This window comes from Acinetobacter septicus (genome assembly GCF_019355975.1).
In the GTDB taxonomy this organism is placed as follows: domain Bacteria; phylum Pseudomonadota; class Gammaproteobacteria; order Pseudomonadales; family Moraxellaceae; genus Acinetobacter; species Acinetobacter ursingii.
In genome coordinates, this window is the sequence record NZ_CP079898.1 from 2,455,149 (window position 1) to 2,473,997 (window position 18,849).

Sequence of the window (18,849 nt, forward strand, 5' to 3'; positions counted from 1 at the left end):
CATACCAATATTGAGGATCTTTGCCAAGCTTTGAGGCAATGTATTTCGCTGCTTCCCAGCGATTTAGAACATCCTTCATATTCACCTCAATGCTGTTTTAAGGGCGTTTAAAACATCATCAAATTCAAAGTCAGTAAATGTATTAAAACCCTTTAATCTTAGTTGTTCACCGCGACTACAAAGATAGGTGTGAATATATTCCGCTGCATCCTCAACACTTTCGGAACTATTTAAATCAAATTCCGTTGTATGCTCGGTAATAAACTCAAATACAGCTTGATTAATGATTCCTTCTTGGGTTGAGTGATCAAATAAAATTGGATTTGCATCTGCTATCGATTCGAAATATTCAGCTTCTTCGGAATATTCATTATCTTCGAAATATTCATTATCAATCACGTGATTAGTTCCTTGCTTTAGCCTTTGATTCAATCCAATTTTGAATATCTTCTTGACGCCAAACTGTCACACGTTCAGATAATCTGATGGGCTTAGGAAACTCACCAGAGCGTACTTTTTCCCAGATGGTACTCTCCCCCATTGGCAATAAACCTTTATGTTCTGGGCGTCCTTTAATTATTCGGGTCTTACCATCTTTGGTTGTATAAATTCTTGACGATCTTGCCGCTGTTGTAGCTAGATCATACATTCTGTAATACTGTTGCATTAGACTGTCCTAAATGTGTTCATAATGCATTATAGTCAGCAGTAGTTCATGTTTGATTTTTTTTTAGCCAAACGATATTTGTTATCCAATTTTATTAAATTCGATTAAATTGCTATTTTGTGGCTTGAATTGAGAAACGTCACCACCTTGACGCAAGGTATCTAAATAGTCAGCCCATAGTTGCATCAACTCACGTCTACGGCGTAAAAAGGCGGTACGGTTATATGCAGTACCATTTGGATCCTTTACGGTATGCGCCAATTGATGCTCAATAATGTCCGTTCTATACTCCAGTTCTTCATCGAGGATTGTTCTAGCTGTAGCCCTGAAGCCATGTGCTGTATGTCTGCCTTTATAGCCAATACGGATTAATCCTTGTCGAATAGTATCTTCGCTCATGCATTCACGACCTGTTTTCACACTAGGGAATACATAGGCTGAATTCGTCCGTAGATCCTGTAGCTCTTTCAAAATATCAAAAGCCTGTCTGGAGAGTGGAACTATGTGTTCTTGGTGAGTTTTACTGGCAGAGAACGAAAGTTGTCGTCTTTCAAAATCTACCGATTCCCATAATAAGCCGCGTATTTCATTGGGACGCTGGAATATATAAACAGACAACTTCATGGCCAGTTCGGTGGTGAGCCGATTTCGAGGATTATCTTTAGTGAATCGCCACATCTTGTGTAACAGCTCGGCAAGCTCTTTTTCATCAGTGATGGCGTTATGGTTGCCCTTAATTGGTTGGGGTAGGGTAATGTCATACGCTGGGTTATAGGTAATGACTCGTTTCTTTACTGCTAATTTTAAAACCATTGCCATGATGGATTTAATACGCCGTGCTGATTCCAATGCACCACGTTCCACAACTCGATCCGTGACATCACGTTCCAGTTGTTCAACGGTCATATTGACCACTGGCATATCACCAATAAACGGCAGAATATCTTTATTTAGCTTACGAATCGTTTCGCTATCAACCTTATTTTCAAGTTCTCTAGTTTTTAGCCATTCCTGACAAAACTTATTAAAAGTGTTTTCAAAAGTTGCCTTTTTTTCATTCCTGTTTTGATTTCGCTCTGTTGCTGGATCAATGCCTTGTAATAGTAATTGCTTGGCATGTTCACGCTTGAGTCTGGCTTGCTGTAGGGGGAGTTGTTCAAACGTGCCTAAGGCTAAAGTATTTTGTTTTTTGCTAATTGGATGGCGATAGTTCATTCGCCAATACTTAGAACCATTCTTCTTCACAAGTAAATATAAACCGCCACCATCAGAATATTTTTTATCTTGTTCTGGATCAGCAGTCAGATTTTTAACCGTTTTTGCATCTAATTTATTCGATTCTTTAGCCATAATAATGACCTCAGTTGTTGGTACTTTTTTCAATGAAAAAGAAAAATGAGCAGAAATTTTAATTTTTCGGCTTGATACCAACAAATATACCAACATAGTTGTTGGTATGCTACCGTTTTGCGCCGTAGTGTATCAGACATAAAAAAAGCTCAATCCTTTTAAGATCAAGCTTTTTGAACTACGGTGCACTACCGTAAAAATCGAATTTGGCGGTGAGAGAGGGATTCGAACCCTCGATACGCGTAAACGTATACACACTTTCCAGGCGTGCTCCTTCAGCCACTCGGACACCTCACCAAGGCGAGCGATAATAGCTAAAAAAAGACATGCTGCCAAGCTTAAAACAATTGATTTGCAGAAAAAAAAATAACTTAATGTTAATATGGCGCAAAAATACTGTTCAAATATTGAAGATTGAGTATGCAAAGTCCTGCAAAAAAAGCCGCATTGCCCGCGATTACGCTAGCAGCGTTAGGCGTGGTATTTGGTGATATTGGAACCAGTCCACTCTATGCATTTGCACAAACCTTTACCAGTGCGCATGTTACGATTTCCGAAGCCACAGTATTTGGTATTCTCTCCCTGATTTTTTGGTGTATCACCTTATCCATTAGTTTTAAATACGTCACCATTGTGATGCGTGCAGACAATAATGGCGAAGGCGGTATTATGTCGCTTTTGGCATTATTACTGCGCATAAAAGAACTCACTCCAAATCAGAAAATGTGTCTCATTGCTTTGGGATTTGTCGGGGCTTCTCTATTTTTTGGAGATGGTATCATTACCCCCGCAATTTCAGTACTTTCTGCGATCGAAGGTTTGAGCATTGCCACGCCTGCATTTGATAAATGGCTGATGCCGATTGGTTTAGGAATTTTGACTGCACTCTTTGTGGTACAGCGACATGGTACGGCGACCATGGGGAAATTTTTTGGTCCAATCACACTCGTCTGGTTTATTTCGATTGGCTTATTGGGGCTATGGAGCATTATTCAGACACCGCATATTCTCTTGTTCGTAAATCCTTTATGGGCCATTGAGTTTGCGATTCACCAACCTTTTATTGCCTTTATTGCGATGGGTTCTGTGGTTTTGACCATGACTGGTGGAGAAGCACTATATGCCGATATGGGGCATTTTGGTCGTCTGCCTATTCGGTTGGCATGGTTTATTATCGTTTGCCCGTGTTTATTACTTAATTATGCAGGTCAAGGTGCATTGCTACTGCGCGATCCAGCAGCGGTTTCAAATCCATTCTATTTACTGGTACCCGAATGGGCTTTATACCCGATGATTGGTTTGGCTACAGCTGCTGCCGTAATTGCGTCGCAGGCGGTGATTACTGGCGTATTCTCAATGGTCAACCAGGCCATTCAATTGCGTTATTTACCGCGTTTAAGTGTGATTCACACCTCTGATGTCGAGCAGGGGCAAATCTATGTGCCGTTTATTAACTGGGTACTGTATATCTCAGTTTTTATTTTAATTATATTATTTGAAAGCAGCAGTAATCTGGCCAGTGCTTATGGTGTGGCGGTTACTATGACCATGCTGTGTGTCACGATTTTGATTTCTGTATTGGCCTATGGTGCATGGAAATGGCCGTGGTGGAAAGTCGCGATGTTTGCGATTCCATTTTTAGCCTTGGACGGTATTTTTGTTGCATCTACTTCGCTCAAGATTTTGGCAGGCGGTTGGGTGCCAATTGTCATTGGTATTGTGGTGTTTACGATTTTGATGACTTGGAAACGTGGTCGTGAAATTGTCTATCATCGTTTAGAAACAGATGCATTGCCAATGAGCCTGTTTATCCAGAGTATTGGTTCGAGTAATGAAACGCATTTTGTGCCAGGCGAAGCGATATTCCTGACAGGTAATCCGAATATTGTGCCACATGCGATGCTACATAATATCAAGCACAATAAAGTGTTACATGAGCGTAATGTCATGGTGACTGTATATACGCGGGATATTCCCTATGTGGCGCAGCAGGATCGAATTAAATTTGAAAAATTGAATGATCATTTTTATCGTATCTTTATGTATTACGGTTTCAAAGATCAGCCCAATATTCCTCAGGCACTCGAACAGGCTTATGATGAATGGGGCTTTGATTTTGATATGATGCAGATCAGTTTCTTCATTTCACGTGATCGATTGATTCATACGGTTGGAGATGGCATGTCGCCGTGGCGTGAAAAACTGTTTATTTCAATGCAACGAAATACCAGTCCTGTCAGCGATTTTTATCAGATTCCACCTAACCGTGTGGTAGAACTGGGTAGCCAGATTGAAATTTAAATCCAAATTGATGAAATAAAAAAACCAGAGTCACAATGACTCTGGTTTTTTATTGGATAGCGAGCAAGTTCAAGTTATTGAGTCACTGGCGCTGAGATTTGCTCAGGAGCTGCATTGCTATTTTGATCCTGCACATCTGCTGGCGCTGCTTGCATTGCAGGTGCTTCTGGTTGAGCAGATTCAGGCATCGCTTGCGCTGGTGCATTTGGATCGATCGATGGGGCTGGTGTAGCAGCAGGGTCTGCCATTTCACTTTGATGCGGTGTGACAGCCTGAACGTCTTGTGAGTTCATGGACTGAGTTTGCACTGGATTAGATTGAGCAGAAATAAGCTGAACTTTGCCGCTATTAACTAACTCTTCAAGCGAACCAGGTTGCCCATTTACCGTTGTCGTCACTTTGGCTTTGGATAAACTTTCTAGAGTTTCGCCCGCCTGAACAGGTTGTTCTGCGAAAGCAGTCATACTCAATGAGGCTGTTACGAAAGCTACAGCAATGAATTGAGTGCGCATAAGAGACTCCTAAATTTAATCATTTTTCATGTTCATCGTGAGCCTACCTTCGCATAGCCATTCTTGTTGTTTCAATTAAATATACGAAACATGACCAATCACATGGTCAAAGATAAAAATAAAACGACAAACTGTTACGCGCATAGATTGTTTATTGATCAAATTGTGCTGTTGCTTTAATCAAATGAGATCTGACTGAATATACAGTGAAAACTTGAATTGTTAAGCTTTTACTTAGACTCTTGATTTGATGTAGAAGATTGTGGCACGAAGAAAGACCCGAGCAAGTTCAGATTTCTCTTGGATCAAACAACATATTGGTAAATTTTTTTTGGGCTCAGTTGCGGCAGGCAGTTTTGTGATTGCTTTTGGTGAGGGTAAAGTTTCACAATGGATAAGTCCGATTTCAAATAATAGCGCGTGTCTCAGTCAGTTTTATCGCGATATTCCTCCAGTTTTAGCAAAAGACAGTCTACAAAAAAATAGTTATGCCCTGTGTTTTCATGACTTTAATGTCATGTATTCAGGTGTTTCAAAAACACCGCTTTGGGTAGCAGAAAAATTGACTCCACAACGTTTAAGTAATCGAATTAAGCGCGAAGATAATTTTCATGAAGAAACCCGAATTCCAGAGATGCATCGAGCTTTATTAAGCGACTATCGTGGTTCGGGTTATGACCGTGGACACATGGCACCGAATGGCGATATGGGCAATACCACAGCACAATACGATAGTTTTTCACTGGCTAATATGGTGCCGCAAGCGCCTAAAAATAATCAACAAGTTTGGCGTGAACTTGAAGAAGCTACCCGTGCATTGGTGACGAAGCAGAAACAGGACGTTTATGTGGTGACAGGACCAGTCTTTGAAGGAAAAAAATTAAAAACGATCGGGCGCGGAGTGATCGTTCCAAGCGCCGTATATAAGATCATTTATTTACCAAAAACAGGGGCAATTGGTGCATATTATGCGCCGAACGATAATTCATTACAGGTTAGGGTAGTCAGCGTATGCTATCTCGAAGAAAAGCTCGGAATGAACGTATTTCCACAATTGACCGAAGAACAAAAACGTAATGTCTATCAACTTCCCCTCAGTGCCAATGCCGTCAAAGCACAAAAAGCATTGAGCTATTTACATTGGGATGGTGAAAGCCAGTGTGCGGAAGATGTCGAGCAGCAAACCCTGACCGCCGTGCAGAAACAATTTACGCAGCAAAAACAGCAAGCGGTACCTATTGAAGCCCAAGGGATTGATGAAGACACCAAACAAGCGATGATCAAACAATTGGTCGATGCACTGTTGCATTATTTTTTACAAATTTTGAGATAAATCAATCGTGCAGAAGTTGCAAAATAGGTTAATTTCAAATGATAGAAAACATCAAAGAGCCTTAAATAAATGTTTAAACCGTTTGAGAATGGAAATGAATCATCCAGTATTGAGGACTTAACACTTGAAAATCAGATCGATTGTGTGAGTTTATATGGCAATTTGCAGATCACCAAAGATCAACATGGCTTGCAACTGGCAAAACAATTACAGGCATTGGTGAATGCAATGGTGACTGAACTTGAGAAACAGCCACTTCCCGAGAAAATTCAGACCAAAACTGAACAAGAGATTGATAATCCGTTTTTATAACGAAGAAAAAAACAGCCTTTAAAAAGACTGTTTTTTTGACATTTAAATCTTAGTCTTTTTCTTTGATCACCACTTTATAGATGAACGCGCCCACAATCGCACCTAAAATGGGAGCAACCCAGAATAACCATAATTGGCTTAAAGCAGCGGTTTCGGCAAAAAGAGCAACTCCTGTACTACGTGCAGGATTTACAGAGGTATTGGTGACTGGAATACTGATCAAGTGAATGACAGTCAAAGTTAAACCAATGGCGATAGGTGCAAAACCCGCAGGCGCATTTCGATGTGTCGATAGTAAAATAATGATCAGGAAGAAAGCGGTAAGTACGACTTCAATTAAGAATGCAGACCCTAATGAGAAATGATTCGGTGATAACTCAGCATAACCATTAGTGGCGAAACCACCTGTACCTGAAAAGCCTGCTTGTCCCTGTACGATGATATACAGCACAAACGCCGAAACAGCCGCACCAATGACCTGTGAAATAATATAAGGAATGACCTCCTTGCCATCTAAGCGACCGCCAACCCACATGCCAACACTTACCGCTGGATTAAAATGCGCACCAGAAATATGCCCAAAGGCATAAGCACCTGTTAATACAGTTAATCCGAAGGCAAATGAAACACCTAGAAAGCCAATACCCAGTTCAGGGAATGCGGCGGCCAATACTGCACTGCCACAACCACCGAAAACCAGCCAGAATGTACCTAAGAACTCTGCTAAATATTTATGCATTTTGTTTTCTCTTACTTTTGTTTTTGAACTTATAAATCGCTTGCTGTGGTTAATATTTGTGCGATTATGGTTTTATTTTTATCTCTATCTGAGAATTTAAGCAAGAAGATAAATTTTTTATTTCATGTCTTATTTTAATTTAATGATGAACGTACTGCTGTCGCCATTGTTGTGGTGTCAGTCCACTCCATTGTTTAAACGCACGTTGAAAAGCACTTTGTTCTGAATAACAGAGCAATAATGCGATTTCCTGTAAGCTCAAATGAGGATCTTTTAAATATTCAAGCGCCAGCATATAGCGGATTTGTTGGGTTCGTTGCTGAAAAGTCATATTATGTTGTTGTAAATGACGTTGTAATTGACGTACCGATAAGCCCAATTGCGCTGCGATTTGATCAATTTGATATTCGTTCTTTTGTAAGCCTTTCAAAATGGCTTGTTGTAAACGCTGATCGAGTTGATTGGAATGAGGTAACTCTTGTAATAGTTCTTGTGCTTGGCGCATCAATAATTGTTGTAGGGTATGGTCTGCATTACCAATCACTTTATTAGCTTCACTTATCGGAATGAGGATTTGTGTCTTGGCTTGAGAAAAGCGTACTCGGCAATGAAAATAGCGTTCGTAAACTCGAGCATCTTTAGGAGGAGGATTGATGAAATGTATTTCGTGTAACTGAATTTGTTCTTTACACATAAACTGCTGTAAAAATTCAACCATTAAAGCAATCGCGATTTCATCGGTCAGTTGAGTGGGATGCAGTTCGGTTTCTTCCCAGCGAATCGAAAAATAGGGCGATACGAACTCAACTTTTAAGGGACTGCCATCATAAACCAGTCGATGAAAATCCTGATAACGATGAAGTGCTTCACCTAGACTTTCACAGGATAATGCCAGATAGGCCAAAATACCCAAGTGCTTGGGTTGTACATATTTTGCGATACGTAGCCCCAGACCCGTTTGCGGTTGTAACTCTTGAATTTGTTCCAGCAAATCACGCCAGATCACATAATCGAAACGTTCCAGATTTTGAATTTCAAGCAGCTTAGGCGGAACAACAAGATGTTGTGATTCACAATATAATTTTAATAAATGTCCCAGCCCTCCATAGACTGATCCCGCATAATTTTTTATTAAAGCCATCCTTTAGTGCTCTTTTGTCGTGTTTTGTCAATGAATGATGAAAATGAGTCAATACATAGCATAGAAAAATTCTTATATTCAAGTCAAAAGGGAGGATTATTTAAAATGATAAAAGGTTTTGTAGCCGGTTTAGTCTTAGCCAATGGCTTTGAATGGGTAGCACACAAGTATTTATTACATGGTGTACATCGAAAAGGTCAGCCACGTTTTAGCCCCACACCAAAGCAAATGGAGTCACATTGGGCGCATCATCGCGAAGTGCGCAAAACTGAGTTTCATGACGAATGCTATGTGGAAGGATTGCATCACTGGCGTACTCGTAATGAACTTGGTGCCTTAGCTGTAGTCGCTATTGTTTCAAGTGCGGTTGTCTATCCATTTTCAAAAGGTATGGCGTTGGCATTTTGCTATAGTGCAGGCAATTATTTTTATGTACACCGTCGTTCCCATCTTGAACCTGACTGGGCAAAACGCCGTGTTCCTTGGCATTATGATCATCACATGAACTCAAATCAGGATGCAAATTGGGGCGTGACTCGGCCATGGTTTGATTATATTTTGGGAACACGAGTTGTTTCATCTGCGGATTTAAAAGAGGCCAATCCTTTAGGTTTAGGATTACCTGAAAAATGGTCTGAAAAGTTGACCACCGCCATTGAACGCTTTTTTCCAGCCCAATACATTGAACAAAAGCCAAAATTGCTAGAGGCTTCGACCGCAGAAGAGATGCAAACGCAAACTTCCGTCGCTTAAAAATAAAGGGCAGTTAAGTCAAACTGAACTGCCCTTATATTATTTCAAGAGATGTGTTAGAAGTTAAAGGCGCATTTCAATGCCTTGTTCCGCTAAAAATGTTTTGGCTTCAGGAATGGTATATTGTCCAAAGTGGAAAATACTGGCCGCCAGAACGGCATCTGCGCCACCTTGTAAAATACCATCTGCCATGTGCTGTAAATTTCCAACACCACCAGAAGCAATGGTGGGAATCGAAACTCGATCATTAATGGCACGCATCAGGGCAATGTCATAACCTGCTTTAGTCCCATCTGCATCCATACTGGTCACTAATAATTCGCCAGCGCCATATTCTGCCATTTTGACCGACCATTCAAGCGCATCAATACCCGTCGGCTTGCGACCGCCATGGGTGAAAATTTCCCATTTATTTTCGCCTGTTTTTTTGGCATCAATCGCGACTACGATACATTGCGCCCCAAAACGTTGAGAGGCTTCCTGTACAAACTCAGGATTGAACACCGCGGCAGAGTTGATACTGACTTTGTCTGCGCCTGCATTGAGCAACGCACGAATATCTTCGACTTTACGCACACCGCCACCAACGGTTAATGGCACAAATACGCTTTCTGCCATACGCTCTACAGTACGATAAGTGGTGTCGCGCCCATGATGTGTTGCGGTAATATCCAGAAACGTGATTTCATCGGCGCCTTGCTCATTGTAGCGACGCGCCACTTCAACAGGGTCACCTGCATCACGAATATCTAAAAATTGAACACCTTTGACGACACGGCCATTATCGACATCAAGGCAGGGAATAATACGTTTTGCAAGCATGGTGACATCCAGCGATATTGGTCAAAATCAATAAAGTTCACGAGACAGAGCAGAATCTTGGTAAACTGTAGCGCTATTCTATCAAACTTATAATTGTTGCACGCAGGTTTTCTATGTCGGTTTATACGCCGTTGAGTTTAGAACAAGTTCAAGCATTTGCTTCGCCTTATGGATTAGAGGTGATGGACTTGATTCCCATTCAGGGAGGAATTGAAAACACCAATTATTTTTTAGTGACGCAGGATCATCAACAATACGTGTTGACGGTGTTTGAAGAACTGGATTTGCAAGGCGCAAATGAATTGCCGCCAGTATTACAATATCTAGGTCAGCAAGATATTCCTGTTGCTGTGCCTTTAAGTTATGCAGAACAATTTATTCATATTATTGCCGATAAACCCGCTCAAATTGCTCCAAGAATTGCGGGAAAGCATCCCATTCCACCAACACTTAAGCAAATATTTGCGATTGGTCAAGCACAGGCACAGTTACATTTAGCCTTACAGAATGTTCAATTTGAACGTCAAAGTTATCGCAACCACGCTTATTGGACAAGTGTTGCCGATCAGCTTAAAGCCTATATGAGTCAAGATGATTTAGAATTATTAGATCGTGTTTATCGCTTATTTAATCAGCAGCGTGAGCAACATTGTGATTTACCACAGGGATGGATTCATTCCGACTTATTCCGAGATAACACTCTGTTTGAGGGAGATCAATTACAGGGGATTTTAGATTTTTCTGAAATGAATCAGGATGATCTATTATTTGATATTGCCATTGCGATCAATGATTTTTGTACCGAACATCCGACGGTACAGCTTAATTCGGATCAATTCAATGCATTTATCGAAGGCTATCAAACGGTTCGTACACTGACTTCAGATGAACAAGCCTGTTTGAGGGTTTATTTGGCGATGGCTGCTTGTCGATTTTGGTTATTACGATTGCAAGTCGCGCAGCGTAATGCGCAGGAAGTGCGAGAGAGTGAAGATATTTTGCAAAAAAATCCTTTAGAAATGCGACAATTATTGCAAAATCGTTTAGCCGCTTTAACAGATTAAGGAAAACCATGATGCGTGATCAGGGACGATTAATTGAATGGTTCGATGAAAAAGGGTACGGTTTTATTCAACCTAATGATGCGGATAAAGACCGTGTTTTTTTACATATCAAGGATTTTGCTCGTTCTGGACCACGACCAATCGTCGGCTGTGCACTGGAATATCTGGTGATTTTGGATGAGCGAGGACGCTATCGTGCCAAGCAGGTGATTTATTTAAAGGCGGCACAAACTCGCGCTTTAGCTGCAAATAAAAAACGTCCAGTTTCCACCGCTCGTGCATCTTCACTTAAACCGATGCAAATTGCAGCAGTGGTTTATATTGTCATTGTTGCCCTTCTCAGCTTTATACATCTATTACCTGCTTATAGTTTTATCTTTATTGCACTGATGAATGTCTTGAGTTATTGGTTGTATGCGCAAGACAAAGAAGCCGCGCAACTGGGAAATCGGCGTGTGCCTGAACAAACCTTGCATATTATTTCTTTTTTGGGCGGTTGGCCTGCGGCAGGGTTAGCGCAACAAAAATTGCGACATAAAACACAAAAACAACCCTTTAGGAAAATTTATTTTTGTACCATAGTGTTAAATATACTTTTATTACTCTGGCTGATTTCTCCGTTAAATGTAGTACTACGTTAGAGGATCAATACAATAAATCCAAAGGTGTCTCTATGAACAATTCTTTAGAACAACTGCAATCCAATAAAACCTTAACGCTGGTTCTTTATATTTTATACATCGCCGCTATTTTTAGTGCAGGGCTGTTAGCAATCGTGGCCCTCATCATTAATTACGTAAAACGTCGTGATGTTGAAGGGACATGGCTTGCTAGTCACTTTACTTGGCAAATTCGCACATTTTGGTGGTATTTGTTCTGGAACATCATTGCTTTTGTACCGTTCTTCTTTTTATTTTTTACTGGTGATAACGACAATTTATTTGCAGGTGTCGCCTTATCTGCGAGTACTTTCTGCGTAGTTGTGATTGCCGCTGCTTGGATCTGGATTGTCTATCGTGCAATACGCGGCCTAATTGCCTTAAATGATAATAAAGCCATGTATCAATAGTTTAGAATTTGTCATGGTCTAGAGAAGCGAATTGCTTCTCTTTTTTTGCTTAATAATAGTGCAATTTGAACAATACTTGCTCACTTTGCTGCGCTATTTTGAAAACAGTGTTAATAATAACTAAACATTTTTGATTTATAAAATTTACCTTTTAATTTTTATATATTTACTTTTTTAATATTTAAACATTACATTTTGATTTATTTAAATTTACTTTTTTAATTTAAATATTTTACTTTTTTAATAAATTAAATTTACATTTTTAATATTTTAAAATTACAAAAAATCTCTGTTTTTTTTGTCGCTAAATTTTGTATTTGTTCTAACCATAGAAGCGACCTTTACGACGACGTAGACCCAAAACATGGATTGCACGAACCAAGACCGCATAGGAAACTGAATAGCCAAACTCCTGTTCAAATAAGGGAATTAAATCACTAATATTTTGAAATTTTGTATTTTTTACAAATGCTTGGAATGCATCCCAATCTTTAATATGCGCGGGTACACCACGTTTTTTGGTGGGTTTTGGGGTCAAACTTCCTGTCTCTTCTTCAAGCTTAATCCATGCATCCAGTGTGACTCTGGAGATGTTGAATTCTTTACAGACAGCAAGCTTGTAGTCGGTTTTTTTGTAGGCTGCAATCGCGGCTTTACGCGTTTCAATCGAGTAGCGTGGCATTTTATTCTCAGATTGGTTCAAAATAATTTTTTTATTATATGGCATAGTTGTTGCAAAAGAATAATCACTGAACATTATTTTATTGCGAGTTACAATAAAATGGAAAATGAGCAATTTCCAACCAAAAAGTTGAGCTTGTGGCAAGTGGTCATTGTCGGCATCGCTTATATGACACCTATGACGGTGTTTGATACTTTTGGCATCGTTTCTGAAACCACTGACGGGCGAGTGCCCTTGGCTTATTTATTGGCGCTGGTGGCCATGTTATTGACTGCGATTAGCTATGCAAGATTTAGTCGTTGTTCAGAACGACCTGGTTCGGCCTATAGCTATACCGCTGAAAGTTGTGGGACAACCGCAGGTTTCTTTGTGGGATGGTGTGCCTTACTGGATTATCTTCTCTTGCCGTTAATTAATGCTTTATTGGCAGGGATTTATTTACATGCCTTGATTCCTGCGATGCCATATTGGTTCTGGGTGATGCTGGCAGCAGCTTTGGTCACATTGGTGAATTGTTTTCGCATCCAGATTTTGGCGAACTTGAGCTTATTGTTTGTTTTTGCGCCGATTGTGCTAATGCTGGTATTTATTTATCTGGTCATTAAAGGAATTGGGACGACCGAAGGCTATGAACATGTGCTTACGCTTACCCCACTTTGGAATGGAGATCCTCAACTGCTTCCATTGATCGCAGGCGCATCAATTTTATGTTTTTCTTTTCTTGGTTTCGATGCAGTCACGACATTGTCGCAGGAAACCGAGCGACCAAAAAAAGTGATTCCTCAAGCAGTGATTTTAACCACGCTGGCAGGTGGTGTTATTTTCATCAGCGCTTCATGGTTTATTCAGTTGTATTTTCCAGATAACACACGTTTTAAGCATCCAAGTGAGGCTTTACCAGAGATTGTGTTATATGTGGGTGGGGCATTGTTTCAGGCGATCTTTTTGTGCGGGCAGATTATGAATACGGTGGCTTCAGGTTTGGCAACCCATGCCAGTGCCGCACGATTGATCCATATCATGGGTAAAGATGGTATTTTCTACAAAAAGATTTTTGGCAGTTTTAATGCCAGACTCGGTACACCACTGTATTCCGTTTTGGTTATTGGCGCGATTTCCATGACTGCCATGTTGCTGGATTTGGCAACGGTGGTCAGTCTGATTAGCTTCGGTGCACTTATTGCGTTTACTGCGGTTAATTTCTCGGTCTTTATGCATTTTTACATCAAGAAAGGTGAGAACAAAGGCTGGAACAATATTTTTAAAAATCTTGTGCTTCCGATCTTCTCTGTCGCGGCCATTGTCTGTCTGTGGTTTAACCTTGATGCTGCGGCACTGCATTTTGGTTGTGTTTGGCTCAGTCTGGGAATTGCTATTTTTATCTATAAAAAATTGAGAAAGCAAAGTGTTGTCATGAGCAATGCTTAATAAATATTGGAATGAAAGTGAGTTGAACAAATGAAAAATCTGTTAATGAAACCCGTGCTGTTGAATGATGTAGAATTTAAAGTTAGCCAAGCTATGACAAGTGAGAAAGAGTGGAACTGGATTGCTCCACAACATGGGCATATCGAGCATGCTGCCAATTATTATGAAAGTTCTCTGGCAGATTGGCATCAATTTGAAAGTTTACAAACTGATCTTGAGTGTGATGTCTTGGTCATTGGTGGAGGCTTACTCGGTGCATCTACGGCACTACATCTGGCTGAACAAGGCGTTGACACCGTTTTGGTTGAAAAAAATCGGATAGGGAGCGGTGCTTCAGGACGTAACGGCGGACAACTTACCCCCGGTCTTGCACGTTGGGAGGCAGAAGAAATGATTGAGCAGCTCAGTCATGCTGATGCCAAAAAATTATGGCAGTTTACTTCAACTGAAGCTATGCAGTTGATTGATTCAATTTTGGCGCGTTATCAAATTGATGCGGCACGTAAACATGGGCATATTACCGCCGCAGTACATGAAGGACATTTGGTTGCATTGACACAAGGAGCAGATGCTCGAAAATATCTGGGTGAAAACCATACGCAGGTGGTGGGTAAACATGAACTCTACGAATATGTGAAGTCTGATCGTTATTTTGGGGGATTAGTTGATCGCTTAGGCGGACATATTCATCCTTTAGCGCTCAATCGTGGACTAATTTATGGATTTTGTCAGCAAGGTGGGCAAGTGTATGAACATACCGAAGTGGTCTCGATACAAGAACGGGAGGACGGGATTTATGTTCAGACCAATACAGGATGCATTAAAGCGCGAAAAAGTGTGGTATTAGCCGTGCATCATGCGTCTTTTAAATTGCTGGAACAAAAAAATCAAACCACCATTCCATTTTATACCTATGTCTGTACCACCGCGCCGCTTAATATTGAATTAAAGCAATTATTGCCACAGGATCATCCGGTATATGACACCCAATTTCAAATTGATTATTACCGTGGAGTTTCCAATAATCGACTCCTTTTTGGTGGACAAGGCACAGGAACTTGCTGGAATGCTGAGAAAACAGCACAATATTTGAAAGGTCGCATATTGCATGTGTTTCCACAATTAGAACAGGTCGAACTCGATTTTGTCTGGAGTGGCACAACTGATTTGACCGTCAACGGTGCAACTGATAGCCGTAAATCAGGGGATAAATTTCCTGTCTATGCCGTACATGGCTGGAGCGGTCATGGCGTGGCGCAGACTGTCCGCATTGGCAAAGCCATTGCAGATGATTTTTGTGGGCAGCCAGATGACTTTGAAATGCTGACCCAGATTCAGCATCAAGATATTCTGTGGGGCAGAGCTTTAGCACCTTTAGTTATTCCAATGGCAAAAGGATTTTATGGCGTCGGTGCTGCGATGAATCCAGGCAAAATGGTATCGTTTTAGTCTCAAAACAGGCTTAACTCAGGCAATATGTACTAAAATGTATTGCCTGATCTATGAAGATCATCAGGCTATCAAGTGCTGCCTGATGCAAGCTTGTTATGTTCAGTTATATGCAGAATGAATTGAAAATAATCACTCGCTATCTTTATAAATGTACTGAAACGTCTTGAATGGATAAAGAATTATCGCTTTGCCTGTCAACTTGCGATGCAGCGATATTCACGCCTGAAACTCGATTTTATTCTGATGTTTTTACTGGTGGTCTTCGTTGCGATATTTGGGACGTTGTTTCCCTATCTCATGAAGTTACTGGTCGATCAGGTTGAACAAAATCATCATATTGAAATTGCTCATTTATTTAGTATAGAAAAACTCTATTTATTGGTGCTGGCTTATGCCGCAGCATGGCTCATGTCGCAATTGCTATCATGGTGTCAAAATTTATTTAGCATGATCATGTCGGTAAACTTTGAGACGGCACTGATGTATTCTGGCGTCGAAAACTTTTTAGCCCTGCAAAAACAACATCAAGATCAAACGGAAATAGGCGCCTTCCTGACCGACTTGCAACGTGGGGCATCGGCGATGAGCGAAATGACTTTTGCTTTTTTTATGTTATTAGGGCCGATTGTATTTCAACTTTTATTTATTTTTGTGGTGTTATTTAAAACGATTAATATCGTGTTTAGTGCATGTTTTGTGGGGACGGCCCTCCTGATTTTTATTGTTTCTATATTAATTAACCCGAATCCTGCTTAAGCTAATGATTCCATAACTTGAATTGTTGGCTTATTCCGATGAGTTAATTGATATGCACATAACGATGCATAAATTCCGCTAAGAAATCCATGAATACTACGTGCTTTACTCGTCACTAAATTGTATTGTCCTTTCAATAAGCTGAATAACGTTTCTATCTTATTGCGTTGTTTTAAATGATATTTATCTGATGAACAGAGTTGAATAGCCTGCATGTTCTTTCTATGGTAAGTAATCAAATCAACCCCTTGATCTTTTAACCTGCTTTTTAAATTTTGACTGATATAGCCACGATCCGCATAAAGCTTTGCGTCTAAGCCTTCAACCAATTGTTCAACCATTTTTATGTCAGCAACATGCCCATTAGATAAGCCTGAGCTAACGATCTCACCGAATTGATTCATCACGATATGTAACTTACAGCCATAAAACCATCCCATTGAACTTTTACCGCGAGATGCAATCTTGGCTAATGATTTATGACGCTGAATACGCTGATTTTTACAGACAGGCAGAGTCGTTGAATCAATCCATAAATATTGTTTGTATTCACCTTTCATCAAAGCGACATGTAAAGCATGTAGAGCTAATTGATGCATATTGATCAGGTGAATCATCCTTTGGTAACAGGGTAAGCGTTTAAATAAATGATTTTTATCCTGCTTCAACCATGAAAAGAAAGCTTTGAAATTGTTGAAATGAGAACACTTATACCAAATGGCGATAAAATGTATTTCTGAGAGACTCAGCTGGGCTGGTCGAATTCTTACAGAGCGACGACTTTGTTTGAGAAACTTCCAATAAGTTGCTTCAAATTTAAGAAAGAAATCATCAATGATGCAGAATAATTCGGTACTATTGAACATCAGGGCTAGAGCTTTAGGTTTGGTGTGGTAACTCAACTGATGGCTCTAGTCCCCTTATTTTTCAAGTCAATTGCTTATCCGCGATTCGGGTTAATTAGTAAAAAAAGTAGTGGTTATTTTAATGAAATTTATCAGGGACGTAATTTAATCAATACAGCTATTTTAGAGAAAGTATCTCAAAGCTATGAAATTAAAATTAAACACTCACAAGTTTATGAACAGAATCGTTTAAAACAAAGTTTATCGAGCTATGCAGTTATCGTCAAAAATACCAATCTTCGTATTGGTGGGTTAATGATGATGCAGGTTCTTTTAATTTTTCTATTTTTACTCGGATTTATGTTTTACACCGCCTATATTTCCCAGCATCAGCAAATTAGTTCAGGCGATTTTGTCCTGATTAGTACCTATATTATTCAGTTGACTTTGCCTTTTTTAATGGTCTCGCAAAGCCTGATGCGGGTAAATGGCAATATTGTAGCGCTAAAGACTTATCGACAATATTTTGATTTAACGCGTGACCATTATCAGCCTTGGACATCAACAGCGTCTAGCACTTCTGTTTTATATCAATTTGAGGATGCCACACTGAACTTGGGTAAACATGAGATACAGCATTTTAATTTACAGCTAATGGCTGATACTCATTATGCGATTGTAGGCCAGACAGGTCGCGGAAAAACTTCCCTTATCAATTATTTAATTGGGGTGTCAAAGATTAAATCTGGGCGACTTTATTATCAGAATTTGGATATTTCGGAGAATTTTTCTGAAGAAATTTTTAATCAAGTCAGTTTTGTCGGACAGCATGCTGTTATTTTTTCTGGCAGTTTAAAAGACAATCTAGTTTATAATAGCCCTTATGATTATACAGATGCTGAGTTGATAAAATGGCTGGAAAAATTTAAATTAAACTCAATTCTTGAAAAGAACAAAATAACATTAAATGATGATATGGGAGATGTATATAAAAATTTTTCAGGAGGTGAAAAACAGCGAATAAGTATTTTACGTGGAGTTTTAAGGCAACCGCAATTATTGATTTTAGATGAGCCAACCTCAGCATTAGATATCACTACCGCACTGGAAATAATAGAGTTACTAAAAAAACAGGTGAAATCCCTGATTATAGTTTCACATTCGCAGCAATGTATTGATTTAATGGATGACGTGATTGATTTAGATCAGCAGTTTAACTAGTCCACTGAAAACAAGGCATGATGATCAAGTGTGATCCATGAGAAATTTGATTAAGATACTAAAAAAATGTCAGATCAAGTAAACCATTCAGATTATTTTGTAATTTAGACTTCATTATTTCTGCTATATTTTTATAAAATCAATATATAACAATTAGTTGAATATTATTTTTAATCATTGACTGCTAAAAAATAAATCCGATAGGAAAGTTTTTTTAATTATTTATTAAGCAATTCTGCCTAGCATCAACAGGAAAACAATAAGCCTGAATAAAAAAATCAGTTTTAGGTCATTGTTTGAATTTTATATGTTTCTGATGAACTGCATATAAATACAAGAGTTTTATCCTGAGTTTTTATTAAGTAAGTATTTGGGATAAATAACGCGATGGCGAACATCTGG

20 protein-coding genes and 1 tRNA gene are annotated in these 18,849 nt (G+C 39.6%); 11 read left to right on the top strand and 10 right to left on the bottom strand.

Annotated elements, in window-relative coordinates; all coding sequences use genetic code 11:
- Positions 1-81: 81 nt before the first annotated feature.
- The 4 genes from I6L31_RS11700 to I6L31_RS11715 all read right to left on the bottom strand — a co-directional run bounded on the left by I6L31_RS11700 (position 82) and on the right by I6L31_RS11715 (position 2,314).
- Positions 82-399, bottom strand: coding sequence for a hypothetical protein (locus tag I6L31_RS11700; RefSeq protein ID WP_005001023.1), 318 nt, complete (start codon positions 397-399; stop codon positions 82-84).
- A gap of 4 nt (positions 400-403) precedes the next feature.
- Positions 404-667 carry a helix-turn-helix transcriptional regulator gene (locus I6L31_RS11705; RefSeq protein WP_005001025.1) on the bottom strand — a complete coding sequence of 88 codons (264 nt, stop codon included), beginning with the start codon at positions 665-667 and terminating at the stop codon, positions 404-406.
- An 81-nt stretch (positions 668-748) separates the two neighbouring features.
- A complete protein-coding gene (locus I6L31_RS11710) occupies positions 749-2,017 on the bottom strand; it encodes a tyrosine-type recombinase/integrase (protein ID WP_005001032.1) in 1,269 nt (422 codons plus the stop codon).
- Between the two features lie 207 nt (positions 2,018-2,224).
- Positions 2,225-2,314, bottom strand: a tRNA-Ser gene (locus tag I6L31_RS11715).
- A gap of 123 nt (positions 2,315-2,437) precedes the next feature.
- On the opposite strand from I6L31_RS11715, the gene I6L31_RS11720 reads away from it, so the two are divergent.
- Positions 2,438-4,318: a potassium transporter Kup gene (locus tag I6L31_RS11720; RefSeq protein ID WP_004991903.1), complete on the top strand. Its 1,881-nt coding sequence runs from the start codon at positions 2,438-2,440 to the stop codon at positions 4,316-4,318.
- 74 nt (positions 4,319-4,392) lie between these two features.
- On the opposite strand, the gene I6L31_RS11725 is transcribed toward I6L31_RS11720, so the two are convergent.
- Positions 4,393-4,830: a hypothetical protein gene (locus I6L31_RS11725; RefSeq protein WP_005001034.1), complete on the bottom strand. Its 438-nt coding sequence runs from the start codon at positions 4,828-4,830 to the stop codon at positions 4,393-4,395.
- Between the two features lie 259 nt (positions 4,831-5,089).
- On the opposite strand from I6L31_RS11725, the gene I6L31_RS11730 reads away from it, so the two are divergent.
- Both I6L31_RS11730 and I6L31_RS11735 read left to right on the top strand, forming a co-directional pair.
- On the top strand, positions 5,090-6,163 hold the full coding sequence (locus I6L31_RS11730; RefSeq protein WP_201686714.1) for a DNA/RNA non-specific endonuclease: 1,074 nt from the start codon (positions 5,090-5,092) through the stop codon (positions 6,161-6,163).
- Positions 6,164-6,232: 69 nt separating this feature from the next.
- Positions 6,233-6,475 carry a hypothetical protein gene (locus tag I6L31_RS11735; RefSeq protein ID WP_004994464.1) on the top strand — a complete coding sequence of 81 codons (243 nt, stop codon included), beginning with the start codon at positions 6,233-6,235 and terminating at the stop codon, positions 6,473-6,475.
- 49 nt (positions 6,476-6,524) lie between these two features.
- On the opposite strand, the gene aqpZ is transcribed toward I6L31_RS11735, so the two are convergent.
- A complete protein-coding gene (aqpZ, locus tag I6L31_RS11740; protein ID WP_005001036.1) occupies positions 6,525-7,214 on the bottom strand; it encodes an aquaporin Z in 690 nt (229 codons plus the stop codon).
- 139 nt (positions 7,215-7,353) lie between these two features.
- On the bottom strand, positions 7,354-8,355 hold the full coding sequence (locus I6L31_RS11745; RefSeq protein ID WP_005001037.1) for a helix-turn-helix transcriptional regulator: 1,002 nt from the start codon (positions 8,353-8,355) through the stop codon (positions 7,354-7,356).
- A 105-nt stretch (positions 8,356-8,460) separates the two neighbouring features.
- Between I6L31_RS11745 and I6L31_RS11750 the strand changes: the two genes are divergently transcribed.
- On the top strand, positions 8,461-9,108 hold the full coding sequence (locus tag I6L31_RS11750) for a sterol desaturase family protein (RefSeq protein WP_005001038.1): 648 nt from the start codon (positions 8,461-8,463) through the stop codon (positions 9,106-9,108).
- Positions 9,109-9,171: 63 nt separating this feature from the next.
- On the opposite strand, the gene hisF is transcribed toward I6L31_RS11750, so the two are convergent.
- Positions 9,172-9,930, bottom strand: a complete 759-nt coding sequence (hisF, locus tag I6L31_RS11755; RefSeq protein ID WP_005001040.1) for an imidazole glycerol phosphate synthase subunit HisF — start codon at positions 9,928-9,930, stop codon at positions 9,172-9,174.
- Between the two features lie 113 nt (positions 9,931-10,043).
- On the opposite strand from hisF, the gene I6L31_RS11760 reads away from it, so the two are divergent.
- The 3 genes from I6L31_RS11760 to I6L31_RS11770 are packed head-to-tail and all read left to right on the top strand — an operon-like array spanning position 10,044 to position 12,063.
- Positions 10,044-10,994 (top strand): homoserine kinase, encoded by a 951-nt coding sequence (locus I6L31_RS11760; RefSeq protein WP_005001041.1) that lies wholly within the window; start codon positions 10,044-10,046, stop codon positions 10,992-10,994.
- Positions 10,995-11,005: 11 nt separating this feature from the next.
- Positions 11,006-11,635, top strand: coding sequence for a DUF1294 domain-containing protein (locus tag I6L31_RS11765; protein WP_035271581.1), 630 nt, complete (start codon positions 11,006-11,008; stop codon positions 11,633-11,635).
- Between the two features lie 32 nt (positions 11,636-11,667).
- Positions 11,668-12,063 (top strand): DUF4870 family protein, encoded by a 396-nt coding sequence (locus tag I6L31_RS11770; RefSeq protein ID WP_005001045.1) that lies wholly within the window; start codon positions 11,668-11,670, stop codon positions 12,061-12,063.
- A gap of 322 nt (positions 12,064-12,385) precedes the next feature.
- On the opposite strand, the gene I6L31_RS11775 is transcribed toward I6L31_RS11770, so the two are convergent.
- On the bottom strand, positions 12,386-12,745 hold the full coding sequence (locus I6L31_RS11775; RefSeq protein ID WP_005001046.1) for a COG3415 family protein: 360 nt from the start codon (positions 12,743-12,745) through the stop codon (positions 12,386-12,388).
- 99 nt (positions 12,746-12,844) lie between these two features.
- Between I6L31_RS11775 and I6L31_RS11780 the strand changes: the two genes are divergently transcribed.
- The 3 genes from I6L31_RS11780 (at position 12,845) to I6L31_RS11790 (ending at position 16,381) form a co-directional block, all read left to right on the top strand.
- Positions 12,845-14,173 carry an APC family permease gene (locus tag I6L31_RS11780; RefSeq protein WP_005001048.1) on the top strand — a complete coding sequence of 443 codons (1,329 nt, stop codon included), beginning with the start codon at positions 12,845-12,847 and terminating at the stop codon, positions 14,171-14,173.
- 30 nt (positions 14,174-14,203) lie between these two features.
- Entirely contained in the window at positions 14,204-15,622 is a 1,419-nt protein-coding gene (locus I6L31_RS11785; RefSeq protein ID WP_005001050.1) for an NAD(P)/FAD-dependent oxidoreductase, read from the top strand.
- A gap of 207 nt (positions 15,623-15,829) precedes the next feature.
- Entirely contained in the window at positions 15,830-16,381 is a 552-nt protein-coding gene (locus I6L31_RS11790; RefSeq protein ID WP_005001052.1) for an ABC transporter transmembrane domain-containing protein, read from the top strand.
- Here I6L31_RS11790 and I6L31_RS11795 read toward each other — a convergent pair.
- Positions 16,378-17,247, bottom strand: a complete 870-nt coding sequence (locus tag I6L31_RS11795) for an IS982 family transposase (RefSeq protein WP_005001054.1) — start codon at positions 17,245-17,247, stop codon at positions 16,378-16,380. The genes I6L31_RS11790 and I6L31_RS11795 overlap by 4 nt on opposite strands.
- Before the next feature lie 39 nt (positions 17,248-17,286).
- Between I6L31_RS11795 and I6L31_RS11800 the strand changes: the two genes are divergently transcribed.
- Positions 17,287-18,447, top strand: coding sequence for an ATP-binding cassette domain-containing protein (locus I6L31_RS11800; protein WP_080632306.1), 1,161 nt, complete (start codon positions 17,287-17,289; stop codon positions 18,445-18,447).
- Positions 18,448-18,849 lie beyond the last annotated feature (402 nt).